This is a genomic window from Lacihabitans sp. CCS-44 (assembly GCF_024343735.1).
Classification (GTDB): Bacteria; Bacteroidota; Bacteroidia; order Cytophagales; family Spirosomataceae; genus Leadbetterella.
In genome coordinates this window covers 1-16,263 of sequence record NZ_RJUE01000006.1, presented here as the reverse complement: position 1 = coordinate 16,263, position 16,263 = coordinate 1, and the positions used below count along the sequence as shown (strand labels likewise).

Genomic DNA, 16,263 nt, shown 5'->3' with positions numbered 1-16,263 from the left:
GAGGCCTTTTTTATTGAAATGATTGGTAGATTTCTACAATTGAATACAACAACATGACAATGCAGAGAATAGTTTTGGCGAAAATACCTGCCATTAATCCTAGAAAACTTCCTACTGCTGCTTTGAATGCTATATTGTGATTTTTGTTAGAAAGGTATTCACCAATGAATGCTCCTGCAAATGCTCCAATGAACAAGCCGAAAGGGCCAAGGAACATACCAACAAGCAAACCAATTCCAGAACCAATAGTTCCCCATTTGCTACCGCCAAATTTCTTTGTTCCCCAAATTGGAATGTAATAATCCATGACAGTGATCACGACGGTAATGACCCCAAAAGCAATGATGGTATTTTCTGAAAATTCTGCAAATCTGGAATAATGCAGCAATAATATTCCTCCAAAACTCAGTGGTGGGCCAGGCAATGGAAGTATGGCTCCTGCTAATCCAATAACAAGACAGGCGAGTCCGGAAATTAGCAAAAGGTAATCCATCTTAGGCTTCTATCAGTGTTTGGGTCTTAATTTTTCTGCTATCTAAAAATTCAGCGATTTTGTCTGTGGCGAGTTCCAATGTGTCCACTTCAGGCAAAAATACAGCTCTAAAGTGCTGTCCATCAGGATAATTAAATCCTTTGCCCGAAACCACAAAAACTTTTTGTTCTGACAATAAATCTAGGGCAAACTGCTCGTCGTTTTGAATGTCAAATTTCTTCATGTCTATTTTTGGAAAAACATAAAGAGAGCCTTTGGGCTTAACACAGGTGATGCCCGGAATATCTGTCAGTTTGTAATAAATTAAATCTCTTTGTTTTTTTAATCTGCCGCCTTCAGCCACCAAGTCGTTTATAGACTGATACCCACCGAGTGCGGTCTGAATGGCATATTGCGTAGGCACATTGGCACAAAGTCGCATTGATGCCAATAAAGTAAGTCCTTCTAAGAACGATTTTGCCTTACCTTTTGCTCCACTTGGTATCACCCAGCCACCTCTAAATCCAGCTGCACGATAATTTTTTGATAAACCTCCGAAAGTCATGAAAAACACGTCTTCAGAAAGTGTAGCCGCTGGAACATGAACGTTGCCATCGTAAAGGATTTTGTCATAAATCTCATCAGAAAATACAATGAGGTTATGTTTCTCTGCCAAAGCTACGATTTTTTTCAAAACGTCTTTTTCATACACAGCCCCAGTTGGATTGTTAGGGTTAATGATTACGATGGCTTTGGTTTTTGAGGTTATTTTGGCCGCCATGTCCTCTACATCTGGATTCCAATCGGATGCCTCGTCGCACATATAATGGACAGGTTTACCACCAGAAAGTGCTACAGCAGTAGTCCAAAGTGGGTAATCGGGAGAAGGAATGAGTATTTCGTCACCGTCGTTGAGCAATGCCTGCATACACATAACTATGAGCTCACTTACGCCATTTCCAACGAATATGTCTTCCATCTTTACATCTTTGATGCCAATCTGTTGGGTATAATGCATGATGGCCTTGCGAGCAGGGAAAATTCCCAAATGATGCGAATAGCCTTGGGCGTTGCGAAGGTTCAGAATCATGTCATGCACAATCTCGTCAGGTACATCAAATCCAAACGGAGCCGGATTGCCGATGTTAAGATTGATAATTTTCTGGCCCATAGCCTCTAACTGCTGGGCTTTTTCGAAAACCGGCCCCCTGATGGCGTAGCTAAGATTGTTTAGCCTATCGCTTTTTTTATACTCGTTTGGCATAGTATTATATCTTTTTTAAGAAACTATTAACGTTGTTTTCAACACGTTGAATGATATCTTCTGTCAAATCCTTTACAAATTTCTCGCCAGTAACTTTTTCGTACAATTCAATGTAACGATTCGAGATCTCTTCAATTTTTTCGTCTGTCATTTCAGGAATCGTCTGTCCATCTTTGCCCTGAAAATTATTCGCAATCAGCCATTCTCTTACAAATTCCTTCGACAATTGCTTTTGAGGAAGGTTGTTGTCTTGATTTTCTTGATAATTGGCATTATAGAAAAATCTTGATGAATCAGGCGTATGAATTTCGTCTATCAAGTAGATAGTGCCGTCTTTTTCTCCAAATTCGTATTTGGTATCTACCAAAATTAGTCCATTTTGAAGAGCCATTTCGGTTCCTTTTGCAAAAAGAGCCAAAGCGTATTTTTCTAAAGCTGTATATTTATCTTGTTCTACCAAGCCAAGAGCTATGATGTTTTCTCTAGAAATATCTTCGTCGTGCCCTTCATGGGCTTTGGTGGTAGGCGTAATAATTGGGCTGGGTAGTTTGTCGTTTTCTTTCAAGCCTTCAGGAAGTGAAACAGCACAAATCGTTCTTTTTCCTGACTTGTATTCTCTCCAGGCGTGTCCGGCCAAATACCCTCTAACGACCATTTCAACAGGAAAAGTCTCGCATTTTAGACCAAACGAAGCATTGGGGTCAGGCGTGGTAATTAACCAATTGGGTACAATTTCGCGAGTGGCTTCGAGATTTTTTGCGGCTATTTGATTCAAAACCTGTCCTTTGTAAGGAATTGGTCTAGGCAAAACCACATCGAAAGCCGATATTCTGTCAGAGGCTATCATAAGTACGTGATTGCCAATGGTATAGACGTCTCTTACCTTGCCACGATAAAAAGCTTTTTGATTCTTAAAATTGTAATTGGTTTCCTTAATGCTGTTCATTTTTTGTCTAAAATTTCCCTTGTTATACTTCGTAAAATGCCTTCGCCACTATTTGAATTACAAATTTCGGGTTTATTACCAATCTTTTTCTAAATTTTGCTTACTATTTTTTTTAGAGAGCAGAATTTTAACTTCTGAGTTTTTCAGATCTTCTAGTAGTTGAAGTGCTTTTTCTTTAGAAATTTTCTTAGATGTATATTCGTCGAGATCCTGTTCTTTCTTGTCAGAAGCTAAAATTTCCTGATTTTGTTTGTTTTGTTGTTGTTCTGGTGGCGGAGAACCTTTTGGTTTGTAAAGTTTACTGATTAGCTCATAATTGTATCTTGCCTGCTCCAAATCTATATTTTTTTCAATTGCTTTTTTGAAGTATTTGAGCCCAGCGGTGCTGTCGCCACGGATAATTGCCAATACACCTAGTTGGTTACAAGACTGTGAAGCCTGAAGTGCATTGGGTAAATCTTGCGTGTGTTCGTAATTTATCCGGGCATTTAGGGTATCGTTTGTAACAAAATAAGCATGTGCGGCGTCAAGTCGAAGCTCGGGCTCTATTAGCCTATTTACTTTTTCTATATCTTCAAAAACAGCAATGGATTTTTTAAAATCTCCTTTTCGAAAAGCCAAGTTAAATTCGGTTTTGAAAGTGTTTTTTTGCTCAATATTTGTGAAAAATTGAGGATTTATTAGGAAGTAGATGATATGATAAATGAATTGATACATTTAGAGCTTCAGCACATTTACGGTTAATAAAAAATCTAATATGATGAAAATCAATGCAATAAGCAAAAAATACATGTATTTGTTATACGTAACCGTCTGTTGGTTAATGGTATCAGAACTGTTTTTAACCTGATTCAGCTTTTCTATCAAGTCATTGATTTGGTTTCGTTGGTTATTTACAATAAAGTACTGTCCACCAGTTTGTTTTGATATTTCGTTTATTTGATTTATATCCAAAATACTTACTACTTCTTGGTCATTTTGGTCTTTTTTGAAACCATTCAAGGTCGGAATTTTACCCCCCATTTGTGAGCCAACACCAATTATAAACAAATTTATGTTGTTTTTCTTTATCAGGTTAAAATTTTGATTGTCAATGTTTTCAAAGTTTTCTCCGTCAGTGATGATGATTCCCACCTTTGATTGGCTTTCTTTTTTTGAGTTTAAACCAAATTTCTCAATCAATAAGTCAAAAATAGCATTGAAATCTGTTGAACCCTTTGGTAAAAGTGTAGTTTTGAGAGAAGCAATATTGTTCTTGAGATTAGCATGGTCAAAAGTCAGCGGCGTGTAAACTTGAGCTCCTGAGTTAAAAACCATTATGCCAAATTTGTCGGTGCTAAACTGGTCTACTAAGTTCGTTATTTCACTCTTTATTTTGTCCAATCTAGAGGGCTCTACATCGTTGGCGTTCATAGAAAGTGAAAGATCAAAGGCTAGATAAATATCTTTGCTAGATGAACGAGCCTCTAGCTCTGTAACACCAAAATTTGGGCCTAATAAAGCCAAACTCATAAGACCCAAATAGATACTGCGAATAATGAATTTTAACGAAGAGGAAGCAGCCGAGGTTTTAAGTTTTTTGGAGATATAGAACACCCTACCGAAATAAATAATATAAATCAGGATAAAAATTACCAGAAAAAAAACCTCGGTTTGAGAGAATTCTCTACTCCAATTCATCTATTTTTTGTTGAATGATATCAAATTGGCCATCAATCTGAAAGCACCTGGTACTCCGGCAGGAAGCTGTCTAAAGAACGAAAGACCTGTAAAAATATACGTTCCTTTGCCGTATTTGGTATATAATAAGGAGCCTTCTTGTTCGGTTTCACCCGAGTCTTTTATGCAGTAAACGCTTGTGTATTTGTCTGACCATTTTTCGGCAAAATAAAGTCCTCTTTCCTGAATCCAACCGTCGTAGTCTTTCGAGTCTATTTTGTTCGGAGTGTTCAAAATAGGGTCATTCGCTCTTAAAACTTTCATTTCTGCGTTTTCTTCAGTCACCCTACCTCTACCTATTGAAATAGGGAATGGCCCCAATTCTTTGGTTTTCACGGTTCCATAAAACGCCTGCGTTTGGTATTGTACAATGAGATTTCCACCATTTTTAACGTATTCAAACAAAGTATTTTGTGCATTTACCAACCAATCTTCTGTATTATATGCTCTTACGCCCACTATTATCGCATCATATTTTGCAAGATTTCCTTTGATGGTGGTTTCGTTTAGATTGGTTAAATCATATCCAATTTGTTTGAGAGATTCAGGTACTTCATCGCCCGCCCCAGCTATGTAGGCTATGTTTTGACCTTTTTTCAATAGGTTTATCCGGTTGGCTTTTGCAGTAGCTTCTGGAAAAACATTGAGTTCAGGAATATGTTCATACTTGACATTTTTCAAAGATTTAGAAAAAGTGCCATTAGCAGTACTTGCCAAAGCCTTTATCTCAGTTTCAGAGCTGTTATTAGGCGGCGTAACTGTAAAAAAGACTGGCTTTTCTTGATTTTTTTCAGTGAAACTTACTTCTATTTCCTTTGGTTCGTAGTTCCATCCCGCGGCCAAATTGAGTCTTACTTTCGTGGTCAAGTTTGCTACATTGCTTTTAACCATCACGCTAATCTTTTTTGGTTTGTTGTCTGCAAAAATATATACCTTCTGGTCAAGATTTAACATGATTTCTGGTCTAATTTCTAGATACTTATAAATTTCACCAAGTGATGGTTCGGTGTATTTGTATTTAATAGGATGGGTGTATTTTAAAGATTCTCCTAATATGTTTAAGCTAAACTCAGCCCAAAGAGCATCTGGAGCCATGGGTAATCCTCTGAACTTTTCTTCTTGAACTTTATAGATTCCTTTTTCTGGTTTTTCGTTTAGCCAATAAGGTTGTGTAATGGCTGCATTGGCAGGGATTTTTGTATCAACAGCAAAATCCAAGCTTTTATTGTAAGTCAATGATTTGGCCAAAACGCTATCTTTTGAGGCCGCTCCATAGATTTTAAAATTCTCAATTTTAACGTCCAAGTTGGAGCGATTCACAGCTGTGGCAAATACTTTTAAGGTTTGTCCAGGAGAAATCATGCTGGTAGCAGCATTGGCCTCACAATATATTCCTGAGCAGGCTAAAATTAAATTTAGACATTCAGATAATTTATTGGTTTTGTAAATAGACTCAGGTGTCTTTTCTATGGCTTTATACACCTCTATCAAGCTTTTTACACTTTTAGATGGGCTTTTAAAATCAAATTGAGAGAGAATTTCATCAAGTGCTTTTCCGATGGGTTCTCCACCTTGAATTCTTCTCCAGGTCATGTCTATGCCGTCAAATAAGTCTTCTTTTGCGGGTTCTCCTTTGATGTTTATCGCAAAATCATAACGTTCGTTTCTAGTCGGAGCAGATCCAAATCCTTGGCTGCGGTGCTTGCTGCGAGCTTCTGCGGCTATTTCGGAATAGGATTTTCCCAACAGAGCACTGTAGTCTGCCAACGGTAGCTTAATAAATGGCCCATCTGTAGGTTCGGCATTTGTAAAACCCCTGTTGAAAGTGTTCCAAACCAAACGTTTTGCTTGCCAAACTTTTAGGGTTTTTAATTGCTCTGGAAATTTGGCGGGGTCAGCTGCAGCGTCAAATGCCTCTGAAGAGAGTACCGCAGATGCTGAATGATGGCCGTGGCCTGCTCTTGCATCGGGAGGAAATCGATTTATGATTACGTCAGGCTGAAATTTTCGGATTTGGTACACCAAATCTTCCAATATCTTGTCTTTTCCCCAAGTTGACAAGGCCTCGTCTGTTTGTTTTGAGAAACCAAAATCGACCGCTCTGGAGAAATATTGCTCTCCACCGTCTATTTTTCTGGCTTCTAATAACTCATGCGTTCTTAGTAATCCTACATATTCTCCTTGCTCTGAGCCTATTAGGTTTTGTCCACCGTCACCTCTGGTCATAGCCATGTAAGCTGTTCTAACTTTTTTCTCTTTTGAAAGCCATGCAATCAACAAAGTATTTTCATCGTCAGGGTGAGCTGCCACATACATGGCGTTTCCAACTGTATTCAGTTTTTGAATATTTTGGTAGATTTCACTACTTGACTGTGCCTTGGGCTGTGCATTCAATATGCCCGTACAATAAAAAAGAAGACCAAGGAGACATAATTTTTTCATAAATTTGTAATAGTAATTATGTTAGAATGAAATATTGGATAGGGTTAATTTTTACGATGTTGTTTTATGTTAATGGTTTTTCTCAAAAAAAACTCACGGAGTTCTCAGAGGGAGAAATTTATATTAAAGTAAAACCACAATTTGGGAAAAAGATAAAATCTACGACCAAAACATTAAATGTAGCTACTGAGACGCCTTTTCTTTCGAACACCGTAGCAGAATCTAATATAAGTAAAGTAGAAAAACCGTTTTCAAACCTCAAAAATAAGGATTTAAACAATATCATAAGACTAAAACTCAAAGATTCCGACAAGATAGACGATATAATCGACCAACTTAAACTTGATGGTTATTACGTATATGTGGAGAAAGTGCCAGTTCGCAAAATTATCTCAACTCCTAACGACACTGACTTTGGCTCGCAATGGTCACTTGCAAAAATAAAAGCAGATCAAGCCTGGGATGTAAATCCTGGTGGAAGTCCTGTAGTGGTGGCTGTTGTGGATAACGCCATTCAGACCAACCACCCTGACTTGGCAGCCAACATGGTGGCAGGTAAAGATATGTCATCGACACCTGATACCGACCCAAATCCACCAAATGCCACTTTTTCTCATGGAACACATGTGGCGGGCATTGTTTCAGCAGTTACAAATAACGCTCTTGGAATAGCCTCGGCAGGCAACAATAAAGTGAAAATAATGCCAATAAAGGCCACACCAGATAATGGGAGTGCCAACAGTATATATTACGGTTTTGAGGGTATCGTTTGGGCTGTAGATAATGGAGCTAAAATAGTGAGTTTGTCTTGGGGTGGGCCGGGGTTTTCACAAGCGGAGCAGGATGTTATCAACTATGCCTATAACAATGGTGTGGTGGTGGTAGCGGCTGCTGGTAATGATAATAACGACGAACTCAGCTATCCTGCTGCCTATAATCATGTGATTTCGGTGGCAAGTTTAGATATTAGCGATGCCCGAAGTTCGTTCAGTTCCTATGGTAGAACAGTCGATATTTCGGCTCCCGGAAGAGGTATTTTGAGCACAATTCCATTTGGTGCCTATGCTTCTTTTAGTGGAACATCTATGGCAACACCTTTGGTTTCATCATGTTTGGCTTATATATGGTCTTGTTTTCCGACACTTACGATGGCTGAGTTAGAAAGTGTTTTGAAATCGACCGCTGATGATATTTCAGCGGTTAATCCTAGTTTTACCGGTCAGTTGGGCTCGGGAAGAGTCAATTTGTTGAATGCTGTGGCATGTTTGAATGAAAATTTAGCAAGTATAAATTTGAGTGTATCACCAAGTAGATATTTTTGTGTAGGGGACAGTGCTATCATTTCCACTTCCTTAGTGGCTGGTGTTGAGTATGTTTGGAAACGCAACGGAGTGGTTTTGCCCGATATGGATAATAGTTTTACGGCATTTCAAGACGGTAATTACACTTTAACGGTAAGCAAAGGTTTTTGTGTGAAAACTATTGAGTCCAAGCCACTCGTTTATAATGTTATTCAGGCAGCGAGCCCATCTGTTAATAGTATCGAAGATAGTTATTGCTCAGGAAAACTCGATACCCTCTTGGCATCTGCTTCGGCATGTGATTTTCCGGATTTTTACCAAAAAATATACACTGGTCCTACAGTTGGCTTTGATGGTTTTGAGCAGTCGGGTTCTGATATTTCTGTGGATTTGACCGATGCCGTAGGACTTATCGATTCTTTAGAAGTGACCATAGCTTGGCACAAAAAAGACGGTGGAGGGGCAACATCCTGTGCAACTGCCGATGGCGGTAGTGTACCTTTTAATGAAGAACTGGGTTTTAAGTTGTTATCGCCTTCAGGACAGCTTTTTGATTTAATAGGGGAGGGAACTTATGCACGAGGAACTACAAGCAGTGGTTTGGTGACTATGGTTTTTAAAAACAATGCTCCAATTGTAGGTATTACTCCAGTTTCTGGCAATTTCTCCCCTCAAACAGCATTTTCAACTCTTGTAGGCGAATTTCCAAATGGTATTTGGAAATTATTGCCCATTGATAATTCTCTTTTAGATCCCCTGTGTGTGTCTGGTTTTGGAATAAAAGTGTATACGGATGCTCATTTGGCAGTGAAAACCACTACTTGGTGGGATGCCAGTATAGGTGGAAACCTTCTTTCAAATTCTGAAGAATTGGTTAGACATAATTTGCCACTAGGTTCAAATTATTATTATGCTCAATCTCAATGTACGGGTCTGTGTCCTTCACCGAGGAAAAAGACTGAGATTTTTGTAAAAAGTACGCCTGAAATTTATGGTTTTCCTTTTGAGAATGTTTCCATAACCGTTCCACAAGCCGAGGAAATCGCGAATTCTACCAATATTCAGTTTTCAAAAAACACTCAAAATCAATATTCTGTAACGGGACAAAACGACAATAATCAAGCGTTTTCTTATCAGATTTCGACTAATGCTCCCCATGTTTCTCCTGTAAGTATTTGTGATTCTGTTGATTATGTTTTAATAGCCATGGGTTGTTCTGGTCCAGTTTTGTGGAGTACAGGTGAAATAAATGCAGGAATTATAGTCCAAAATTTGAAATCAAACCTGAATATAACAGCGGTTTGCTACCAAAACTGGAATTGTCCTGTTCCTCCGCCCACCAATTTCAGTTTCTTACGTGCCACTGAAGATAAATATGTGGATGGCGTAATTATGGCAAATTCCAACCAAAATATTTTTGCCAAAGATTTAATTTCAGTTCAGAAAATTCAGCCTGTTTCCAATGTCATTTATCGGGCTTCAGAAAGTATCATTTTAAGCCCCGGTTTTGTTGCAGAAAAAGGAAATATTTTCAAGGCTCAGATTGGCAATTGCTTCTAAACTCTTCGTACGTTCTCTTTCTGAGGGTCAAATAATTGGCTTAAATTTTTATTTTTTTAGATTTAATTGTGTTTTACTTGTTTGGTGTGTCTATCTCGTCTTAAATTTGCCAGATTTTTTTATTTAAAATTCTTAATTTAAACCGTTATTATATGAATTCAATTGTTTATTTGGTTCCATTATTCGGGGTCATTGGATTGTTGTACACAGCTTGGAAGTTCAGTTGGGTATCTCGCCAAGAAGCTGGAGACGAAAACATGCAGAGATTGTCTGGTTACATTGCAGATGGTGCCATCGCTTTCTTAAAAGCCGAATGGAGAGTATTAGCCATGTTTGCTATTCCTACGGCCATTGTATTGGCTTGGTTGGGTATGGACAAAGGCACTCCAGAAAATCCAATACATTCTTCTCCAATAATTGCTGTAGCATTTTTGATAGGAGCTATTTTTTCGGCTTTTGCAGGATATGTAGGTATGAAAGTAGCCACAAAAGCCAACGTTAGAACTGCTCACGCGGCTCGTACTTCATTGGCTAAAGCTCTTAATGTGTCATTCACAGGCGGTGCCGTTATGGGAATGGGCGTTGCAGGTTTGGCTATTTTAGGTTTAGGAGGCTTGTTCATCGCATTTTATAATATTTTCGCTCAAGGCCAAGGATTAACTTCTGAAGGCATGAGACAAGCTATCGAAGTGTTGGCTGGTTTCTCTTTGGGTGCTGAGTCTATCGCATTGTTTGCTCGTGTTGGTGGTGGTATTTATACCAAAGCTGCTGACGTAGGTGCTGACTTGGTAGGTAAAGTGGAAGCAGGAATTCCAGAGGATGACGTTAGAAACCCAGCAACAATTGCCGACAACGTGGGCGATAACGTGGGTGACGTAGCAGGTATGGGAGCTGACTTATTCGGTTCTTATGTGGCTACTATTTTAGCTACGATGGTTTTGGGACAAGAAATTAGCGTTACTGACAATTATGGTGGTTTCTCACCGGTATTGTTGCCGATGCTTATTGCTGGCGTAGGTTTGTTGGCTTCAATGGTAAGTACATTTTTTGTAAGAGTTAAAAACGAAACAGACTCGGTACAAAATGCTTTGAACCTAGGAAACTGGATGTCAATCGTTATTACTTTGATAGCTTCTTATTTCTTAGTGAAAGAAATTTTGCCAGAAACGCTTAATCTTAGAGGATTTGAGTTCACTTCAATGGACGTATTTTATGCCATTGTTGTAGGTTTGGTAGTAGGTACTTTGATGTCTATCATCACAGAATATTATACAGCCATGGGCAAAAGACCTGTTAATTCGATTATCGAAAAATCAGGAACAGGCCACGCTACAAACATCATCGGTGGTCTGGCAGTAGGTATGGAATCTACAGTATTACCTATTTTGGTTTTGGCTGCGGGTATCATTTTCTCTTATGCATTTGCAGGTATTTATGGTGTGTCTATAGCTGCGGCAGGTATGATGGCCACTACGGCTATGCAGTTGGCTATAGATGCTTTCGGTCCAATTGCTGATAATGCTGGCGGTATTGCTGAAATGTCTCAATTGCCTCCTGAAGTTCGTGAAAGAACGGATAATTTGGATGCCGTAGGTAACACTACAGCTGCTACTGGTAAAGGATTTGCGATTGCTTCAGCAGCTCTTACTTCTTTGGCTTTGTTCGCTGCTTTTGTTGGTATTTCGGGTATTTCAGCTATCGATATTTATAAAGCTCCAGTGTTGGCAGGTTTGTTTGTGGGTGGTATGATTCCATTTATTTTCAGTGCATTATGCATTTCTGCTGTTGGTAAAGCTGCTATGGAAATGGTGAACGAAGTTCGTCGTCAGTTCAGAGAAATTCCAGGTATAATGGAGTACAAAGCTCAGCCAGAATATGAAAAATGTGTGGAGATTTCAACAAAAGCTTCTATCAAACAAATGATATTGCCAGGAGCCATCGCTCTTTTGGTGCCAGTTTTAGTTGGTTTTGGATTTAAAGGAGTTTTCGAAACTACAAGCTCTGCTGAGATTCTTGGAGGTTTATTGGCTGGTGTTACGGTTTCAGGTGTTTTGATGGGAATTTTCCAATCAAACGCTGGTGGAGCTTGGGACAATGCTAAAAAATCTTTTGAGAAAGGCGTATTGATAGACGGAAAAACATACAAGAAAGGTTCTGAGCCGCACAAAGCCGCAGTTACTGGTGATACAGTGGGTGATCCTTTCAAAGATACTTCTGGACCTTCAATGAACATTTTGATCAAATTGATGTCAATCGTTTCTTTGGTTATTGCTCCTTATATAGCTGTTCAAAAAAGTACTGCTGTGGTTAGCGAGACAGCAACTGAGGTTGTTGCAGCAGAAACTTTGTCAAAAGAACTATCAACTGGTGTTAATCTTTCTTTTGCACAAGGAGGAATAGAAGACCAATTGATTAAGTTTGTCGAAAGCCCAGACTCGTCGGCTGGAAAAGAAAACTGGTTCAATTTTGTAAACTTGAATTTCGAAACAGGTAGCGATAAATTGGATTCAACTTCACTTTCAGAAGTAAATAACATTTCTGAAATCTTGAAAGCATTTCCAGCTGTAACCATCAAATTGGGTGGATATACAGACAATGTAGGTGCGGCAGCGTCTAATTTGGAGTTGTCATCGAAAAGAGCAGCAGCAGTGAAAGCAGCTTTGGTTGCTTTGGGTACTGATGCAACAAGATTGGAATCTGAAGGATATGGAGACCAACATCCTGCAGCATCTAACGACACAGAAGAAGGAAGAGCTCAAAACCGTAGAATTGCGGTTTCGGTTAGAAAAAAATAATTTTCGAAGAAAATAAAAAAAATAGCCGCTCAATTTTGAGTGGCTATTTTTTTAACCCTTAATTATGAACCTAGATTTCTCTATTCTACAATGGGTTTTTATGGTCTTAGCCGCCTTTATTATCGGTTTCTCTAAAGCTGGTATAAAAGGTTTGGATGTACTCAATGTGCTTTTGATGGCCGTTGTTTTTGGTGGTAAAGCTTCTACAGGAGTTATTTTGCCACTTTTATGTTTTGCTGACATCTTGGCTGTAATAATTTACAAAAGACATGTGGAATGGAAATATTTCTGGAAACTCATTCCAGCCATGATTATAGGTGTTTTATGTGGTGTTTGGTTTGGAAAAGGAATCGATGAGCAACTTTTTAAAAGAGTGATATCCGTCATTATCGTTTTGACGGTAGTCATAATGGTTTATTCCGAAAGATCAAAGAATACAAGTTTCCCTTCCAAGCTATGGTTCAGTACCGGAATGGGCCTTTTGGCGGGCTTTGTAACCATGATGGGCAATTTGGCTGGAGCTATATCAAACATTTACTTTTTGGCTTTAAAATTGGACAAAAACACCTTTATTGGTACAGCTGCCTGGATATTTTTGGTTATAAATTTTTTCAAATTACCTTTCCAAATTATTTTCTGGAACAACATCACTACACAAACTCTACTGCTCGATCTCATCGTTTTGCCTGCATTGATGATTGGCTTTTATATAGGCTTAAAACTTGTGGGTAAGGTCAACGATGCCCATTTCAGAAAGCTCGTAATGGCAATAACATTTTTAGGAGCTTTGCTGATATTATTCAAATAGTTTGACTGCAAATTGAGCAATCATAAAGTCTCTATCCTCTTTTTTTTGTAATTTAGCATCGAATACAAAAAATATGGAAGTAGGAAAATACAATACATTACAGATATTAAGGGGTACAAGCGTGGGCATGTATTTGGGCGATGATGAAGGCAACGATGTGCTTTTACCACATAAATACATTCCTGAAAATGCCCAGATTGGCGAAAGCATCGAAGTCTTTATTTACAGAGACTCAGAAGATAGGCTTATCGCAACTACTTTGAAGCCTTCAATTCTTCTAAATCAGTTCGCTATTCTTGAAGTGGTGGCAGCAACACAGTTTGGTGCTTTCCTTGACTGGGGCTTGGAAAAAGACCTTTTTGTGCCATTTAAAGAGCAAAATCATAAGCTACAAAAAGGGCAGTATGTGCCTGTTTATTTATATCTCGATGAGCAAACCGACCGCGTGGTGGCTTCTGCCAAAGTGCATAAATATTTCAAAAATCTGGATGGTGTAGATTTGGATGAAGGCCAAGAAGTAGATTTACTGGTTTTTGAAAAGACCGAATTGGGGCATAATGTGGTGGTAAATAATCTCTACAAAGGTTTGGTTTATGAAAACGAAACATTCCGTAGATTGGCTTGGGGCGATACTACCAAAGGCTACGTGAAGTTGATTAGAGACGAAGGAAAGATTGATATTTCGCTACAACCGCTAGGTTTCTTGAAGACTTTAGAACCCAATCAAAAAGCTATTTTGGACAAACTTCAACAATCGGGCGGTACCTTGAATTTGAGTGACAGTTCTGACCCCATCGAGATACAAGAAGTTTTAGAAATGAGTAAAAAAGCCTTCAAAAAGGCCATTGGCGTGCTTTATAAAGACAAAAAAATATTAATCAAAGACGATTCTATAGTCTTAAATCAAACATCTTCTGACAAATGAAAAGGTTTGTACTCTTAATCATTCTTTCGAATTTTTGTTTTATTGGTTTTTCTCAAAAAATAGATAAAACCGAAGCTGACCTGATAAAATTGGTAGAGGCCAATTATGCTGAAACCTTCAAATTATTGGAAGAAGTTGTCAATATCAATTCAGGAACGCTCAACAAAGAAGGCGTAAGGCAAGTTGGGGAAATATTCAAAAGGGAATTTGATAAGATTGGCTTTCAAACCGAATGGATTTCTTTGCCAGACTCCATGAACAGAGCAGGCCATTTTGTGGCCACAAGGAAAGGCAATAAAGGCAAAAAACTATTCTTAATTGGTCATTTAGACACTGTTTTCGAGAAATCTATGGAGTTTTCGCCTTTTACGATTGTGAATGATTCCACGGCCTCTGGTCAAGGCGTAAACGATATGAAAGGTGGAGATGTGATGATTTTGGCTTCTTTGAAGGCTTTACATCAACTCAATTTGCTGGAAGATAGGCATATAACCGTATATTTTACTGGAGATGAAGAAGAGTCCGGAAAACCGACTTCGATATCCAGGGCTGACTTTATAGAAAGAGCCAAAGCTTGCGATGTAGCCTTGGGTTATGAAACCACCGCTGGCTTTGGTATAGCCACCACGGCTAGGAGAGGAGCAAGCGGCTGGACGCTCATCGTAACTGGCAAACAAGCCCATTCCTCAGGGATTTTCAGTGAAGGTGCAGGTTATGGCTCTATTTATGAAGCTTCGCGTATTTTGAATGAATTCAGGGAAACTTTGAGTAAGGAAAAATATTTGACCTTCAATCCTGGTCAGATAGTGGGAGGTTCGTTTGTGAACTATGACGAAACCGAAGCTAAAGGCATTTCTTTGGGCAAAACCAATATCATAGCCAAACGCACTATAGTGACAGGAGATTTAAGATTTCTAACTGAAAATCAGAAGATTGTCGCTAGACAAAAAATGCAGGAGATCGTAAAAAGAAACCTGAATCAAACTTCTGCTCAAATCAGATTTAAAGACGGCATACCCTCTATGCCTCCAACCGAAGGCAACAGAAATATCATGAAAGTGCTCAGCCAAGTAAGTATCGACCTCGGCATGGGAGCCGTAAAAGAAGGCGACCCAGGCTCAAGAGGTGCAGGAGATATTAGTTATGTGGCAGATTATGTGGATTGTCTCGATGGCCTCGGTGCTTCAGGCTCAGGTGCACACACACCCACCGAAACGATGAACATCAAAGAATATCCGAAATTAATTAAAAGAAGTACTTTGTTGATTTATAGGCTTTTGAAATGATGGTTCTAAAGCTGTGCATTGCAAAGCTGTGCGAAGGATATTTCCTTCGTACGTGTGAATCGCGGCTTGTAGCCGCAGAAAAAAATATCTGAATAAGAGAATATGGAGAAAGGAGGATATCAAATACGTAATCAAAGTAAACCACATTTTATGACATTTACTGTTGTAGATTGGGTAGATATTTTTACGAGGAAGATTTATCGTGATATAGTAACTGAAAGTTTGAAATATTGTCAAAAACAAAAAGGATTAATTCTGCACGGATATGTAATTATGAGTAACCATATTCATGTAATTTTTCAAGCAGAAACTGGGAATTTGTCAGATTTAGTTAGGGATTTTAAGGTATTTACAGCAAAAAAAATACTTGAGACAATTTCAATTGGTCCGGAGAGTAGGTCAGATTGGATGTTGAAACGATTTGAATTTGCTGCAAAAAGTCAAAGCAGAAATAGCAAGTATCAATTTTGGGAATATGGTAACCATCCTGAAGAAATATTTTCTGAGAAGTTCTTCTGGACAAAGCTTAATTATATTCATATGAACCCGGTTAGGTCTGGAATTGTAACTAAAGCTTCTGATTACGTTTATTCAAGTGCATCAAATTATGTTAGAAAGGAAGGAATTATTGATGTTTGCATTGCTTCTGTTCCAATAATTGATTTTACAAAACAAAATAGTATTATTGAAATTAATGAGTGGTAAAATGCATAATGTTTCACTTCGGTCAAAGACCGAAATACAC

At 38.6% G+C, this 16,263-nt stretch carries 12 protein-coding genes; 6 read left to right on the top strand and 6 right to left on the bottom strand.

The window, feature by feature from the left end:
* Window positions 1-10: 10 nt before the first annotated feature.
* The 6 genes from EGI26_RS04830 to EGI26_RS04805 form a co-directional block, all read right to left on the bottom strand.
* A complete protein-coding gene (locus EGI26_RS04830; RefSeq protein ID WP_255076751.1) occupies window positions 11-493 on the bottom strand; it encodes a DUF456 domain-containing protein in 483 nt (160 codons plus the stop codon).
* 1 nt (window position 494) lies between these two features.
* A complete protein-coding gene (locus EGI26_RS04825; protein ID WP_255076750.1) occupies window positions 495-1,736 on the bottom strand; it encodes a pyridoxal phosphate-dependent aminotransferase in 1,242 nt (413 codons plus the stop codon).
* Window positions 1,737-1,740: 4 nt separating this feature from the next.
* A complete protein-coding gene (locus EGI26_RS04820; protein ID WP_255076749.1) occupies window positions 1,741-2,682 on the bottom strand; it encodes a phosphoribosylaminoimidazolesuccinocarboxamide synthase in 942 nt (313 codons plus the stop codon).
* Window positions 2,683-2,757: 75 nt separating this feature from the next.
* The gene (locus EGI26_RS04815) at window positions 2,758-3,303 is read right to left on the bottom strand and encodes a hypothetical protein (RefSeq protein WP_255076748.1); all 546 of its coding nucleotides are present in this window, start codon (window positions 3,301-3,303) and stop codon (window positions 2,758-2,760) included.
* Between the two features lie 96 nt (window positions 3,304-3,399).
* Window positions 3,400-4,362 carry a VWA domain-containing protein gene (locus tag EGI26_RS04810; RefSeq protein WP_255076747.1) on the bottom strand — a complete coding sequence of 321 codons (963 nt, stop codon included), beginning with the start codon at window positions 4,360-4,362 and terminating at the stop codon, window positions 3,400-3,402.
* Window positions 4,363-6,843 (bottom strand): PIG-L family deacetylase, encoded by a 2,481-nt coding sequence (locus tag EGI26_RS04805; protein ID WP_255076746.1) that lies wholly within the window; start codon window positions 6,841-6,843, stop codon window positions 4,363-4,365.
* A 26-nt stretch (window positions 6,844-6,869) separates the two neighbouring features.
* On the opposite strand from EGI26_RS04805, the gene EGI26_RS04800 reads away from it, so the two are divergent.
* The 6 genes from EGI26_RS04800 to EGI26_RS04775 all read left to right on the top strand — a co-directional run bounded on the left by EGI26_RS04800 (window position 6,870) and on the right by EGI26_RS04775 (window position 16,223).
* Window positions 6,870-9,704 carry a S8 family serine peptidase gene (locus EGI26_RS04800; RefSeq protein ID WP_255076745.1) on the top strand — a complete coding sequence of 945 codons (2,835 nt, stop codon included), beginning with the start codon at window positions 6,870-6,872 and terminating at the stop codon, window positions 9,702-9,704.
* 152 nt (window positions 9,705-9,856) lie between these two features.
* A complete protein-coding gene (locus tag EGI26_RS04795) occupies window positions 9,857-12,499 on the top strand; it encodes a sodium-translocating pyrophosphatase (protein WP_255076744.1) in 2,643 nt (880 codons plus the stop codon).
* A 64-nt stretch (window positions 12,500-12,563) separates the two neighbouring features.
* On the top strand, window positions 12,564-13,307 hold the full coding sequence (locus EGI26_RS04790) for a sulfite exporter TauE/SafE family protein (protein ID WP_255076743.1): 744 nt from the start codon (window positions 12,564-12,566) through the stop codon (window positions 13,305-13,307).
* Window positions 13,308-13,380: 73 nt separating this feature from the next.
* The gene (locus EGI26_RS04785) at window positions 13,381-14,232 is read left to right on the top strand and encodes a S1 RNA-binding domain-containing protein (RefSeq protein ID WP_255076742.1); all 852 of its coding nucleotides are present in this window, start codon (window positions 13,381-13,383) and stop codon (window positions 14,230-14,232) included.
* Window positions 14,229-15,518: a M20/M25/M40 family metallo-hydrolase gene (locus EGI26_RS04780; protein ID WP_255076741.1), complete on the top strand. Its 1,290-nt coding sequence runs from the start codon at window positions 14,229-14,231 to the stop codon at window positions 15,516-15,518. Before EGI26_RS04785 ends, EGI26_RS04780 begins: the two co-directional genes overlap by 4 nt.
* A gap of 102 nt (window positions 15,519-15,620) precedes the next feature.
* Window positions 15,621-16,223 carry an REP-associated tyrosine transposase gene (locus tag EGI26_RS04775; RefSeq protein ID WP_255076740.1) on the top strand — a complete coding sequence of 201 codons (603 nt, stop codon included), beginning with the start codon at window positions 15,621-15,623 and terminating at the stop codon, window positions 16,221-16,223.
* The last annotated feature ends 40 nt before the right edge of the window (window positions 16,224-16,263 follow it).

Bases quoted from the DNA above. Each gene is read 5' to 3' on its own strand.
- EGI26_RS04810 (WP_255076747.1), bottom strand. From the start codon at position 4,362: ATGAATTGGAGTAGAGAATTCTCTCAAACCGAGGTTTTTTTTCTGGTA.
- EGI26_RS04820 (WP_255076749.1), bottom strand. From the start codon at position 2,682: ATGAACAGCATTAAGGAAACCAATTACAATTTTAAGAATCAAAAAGCT.
- EGI26_RS04780 (WP_255076741.1), top strand. From the start codon at position 14,229: ATGAAAAGGTTTGTACTCTTAATCATTCTTTCGAATTTTTGTTTTATT.
- EGI26_RS04800 (WP_255076745.1), top strand. From the start codon at position 6,870: ATGAAATATTGGATAGGGTTAATTTTTACGATGTTGTTTTATGTTAAT.
- EGI26_RS04775 (WP_255076740.1), top strand. From the start codon at position 15,621: ATGGAGAAAGGAGGATATCAAATACGTAATCAAAGTAAACCACATTTT.
- EGI26_RS04790 (WP_255076743.1), top strand. From the start codon at position 12,564: ATGAACCTAGATTTCTCTATTCTACAATGGGTTTTTATGGTCTTAGCC.
- EGI26_RS04785 (WP_255076742.1), top strand. From the start codon at position 13,381: ATGGAAGTAGGAAAATACAATACATTACAGATATTAAGGGGTACAAGC.
- EGI26_RS04805 (WP_255076746.1), bottom strand. From the start codon at position 6,843: ATGAAAAAATTATGTCTCCTTGGTCTTCTTTTTTATTGTACGGGCATA.
- EGI26_RS04795 (WP_255076744.1), top strand. From the start codon at position 9,857: ATGAATTCAATTGTTTATTTGGTTCCATTATTCGGGGTCATTGGATTG.
- EGI26_RS04825 (WP_255076750.1), bottom strand. From the start codon at position 1,736: ATGCCAAACGAGTATAAAAAAAGCGATAGGCTAAACAATCTTAGCTAC.
- EGI26_RS04830 (WP_255076751.1), bottom strand. From the start codon at position 493: ATGGATTACCTTTTGCTAATTTCCGGACTCGCCTGTCTTGTTATTGGA.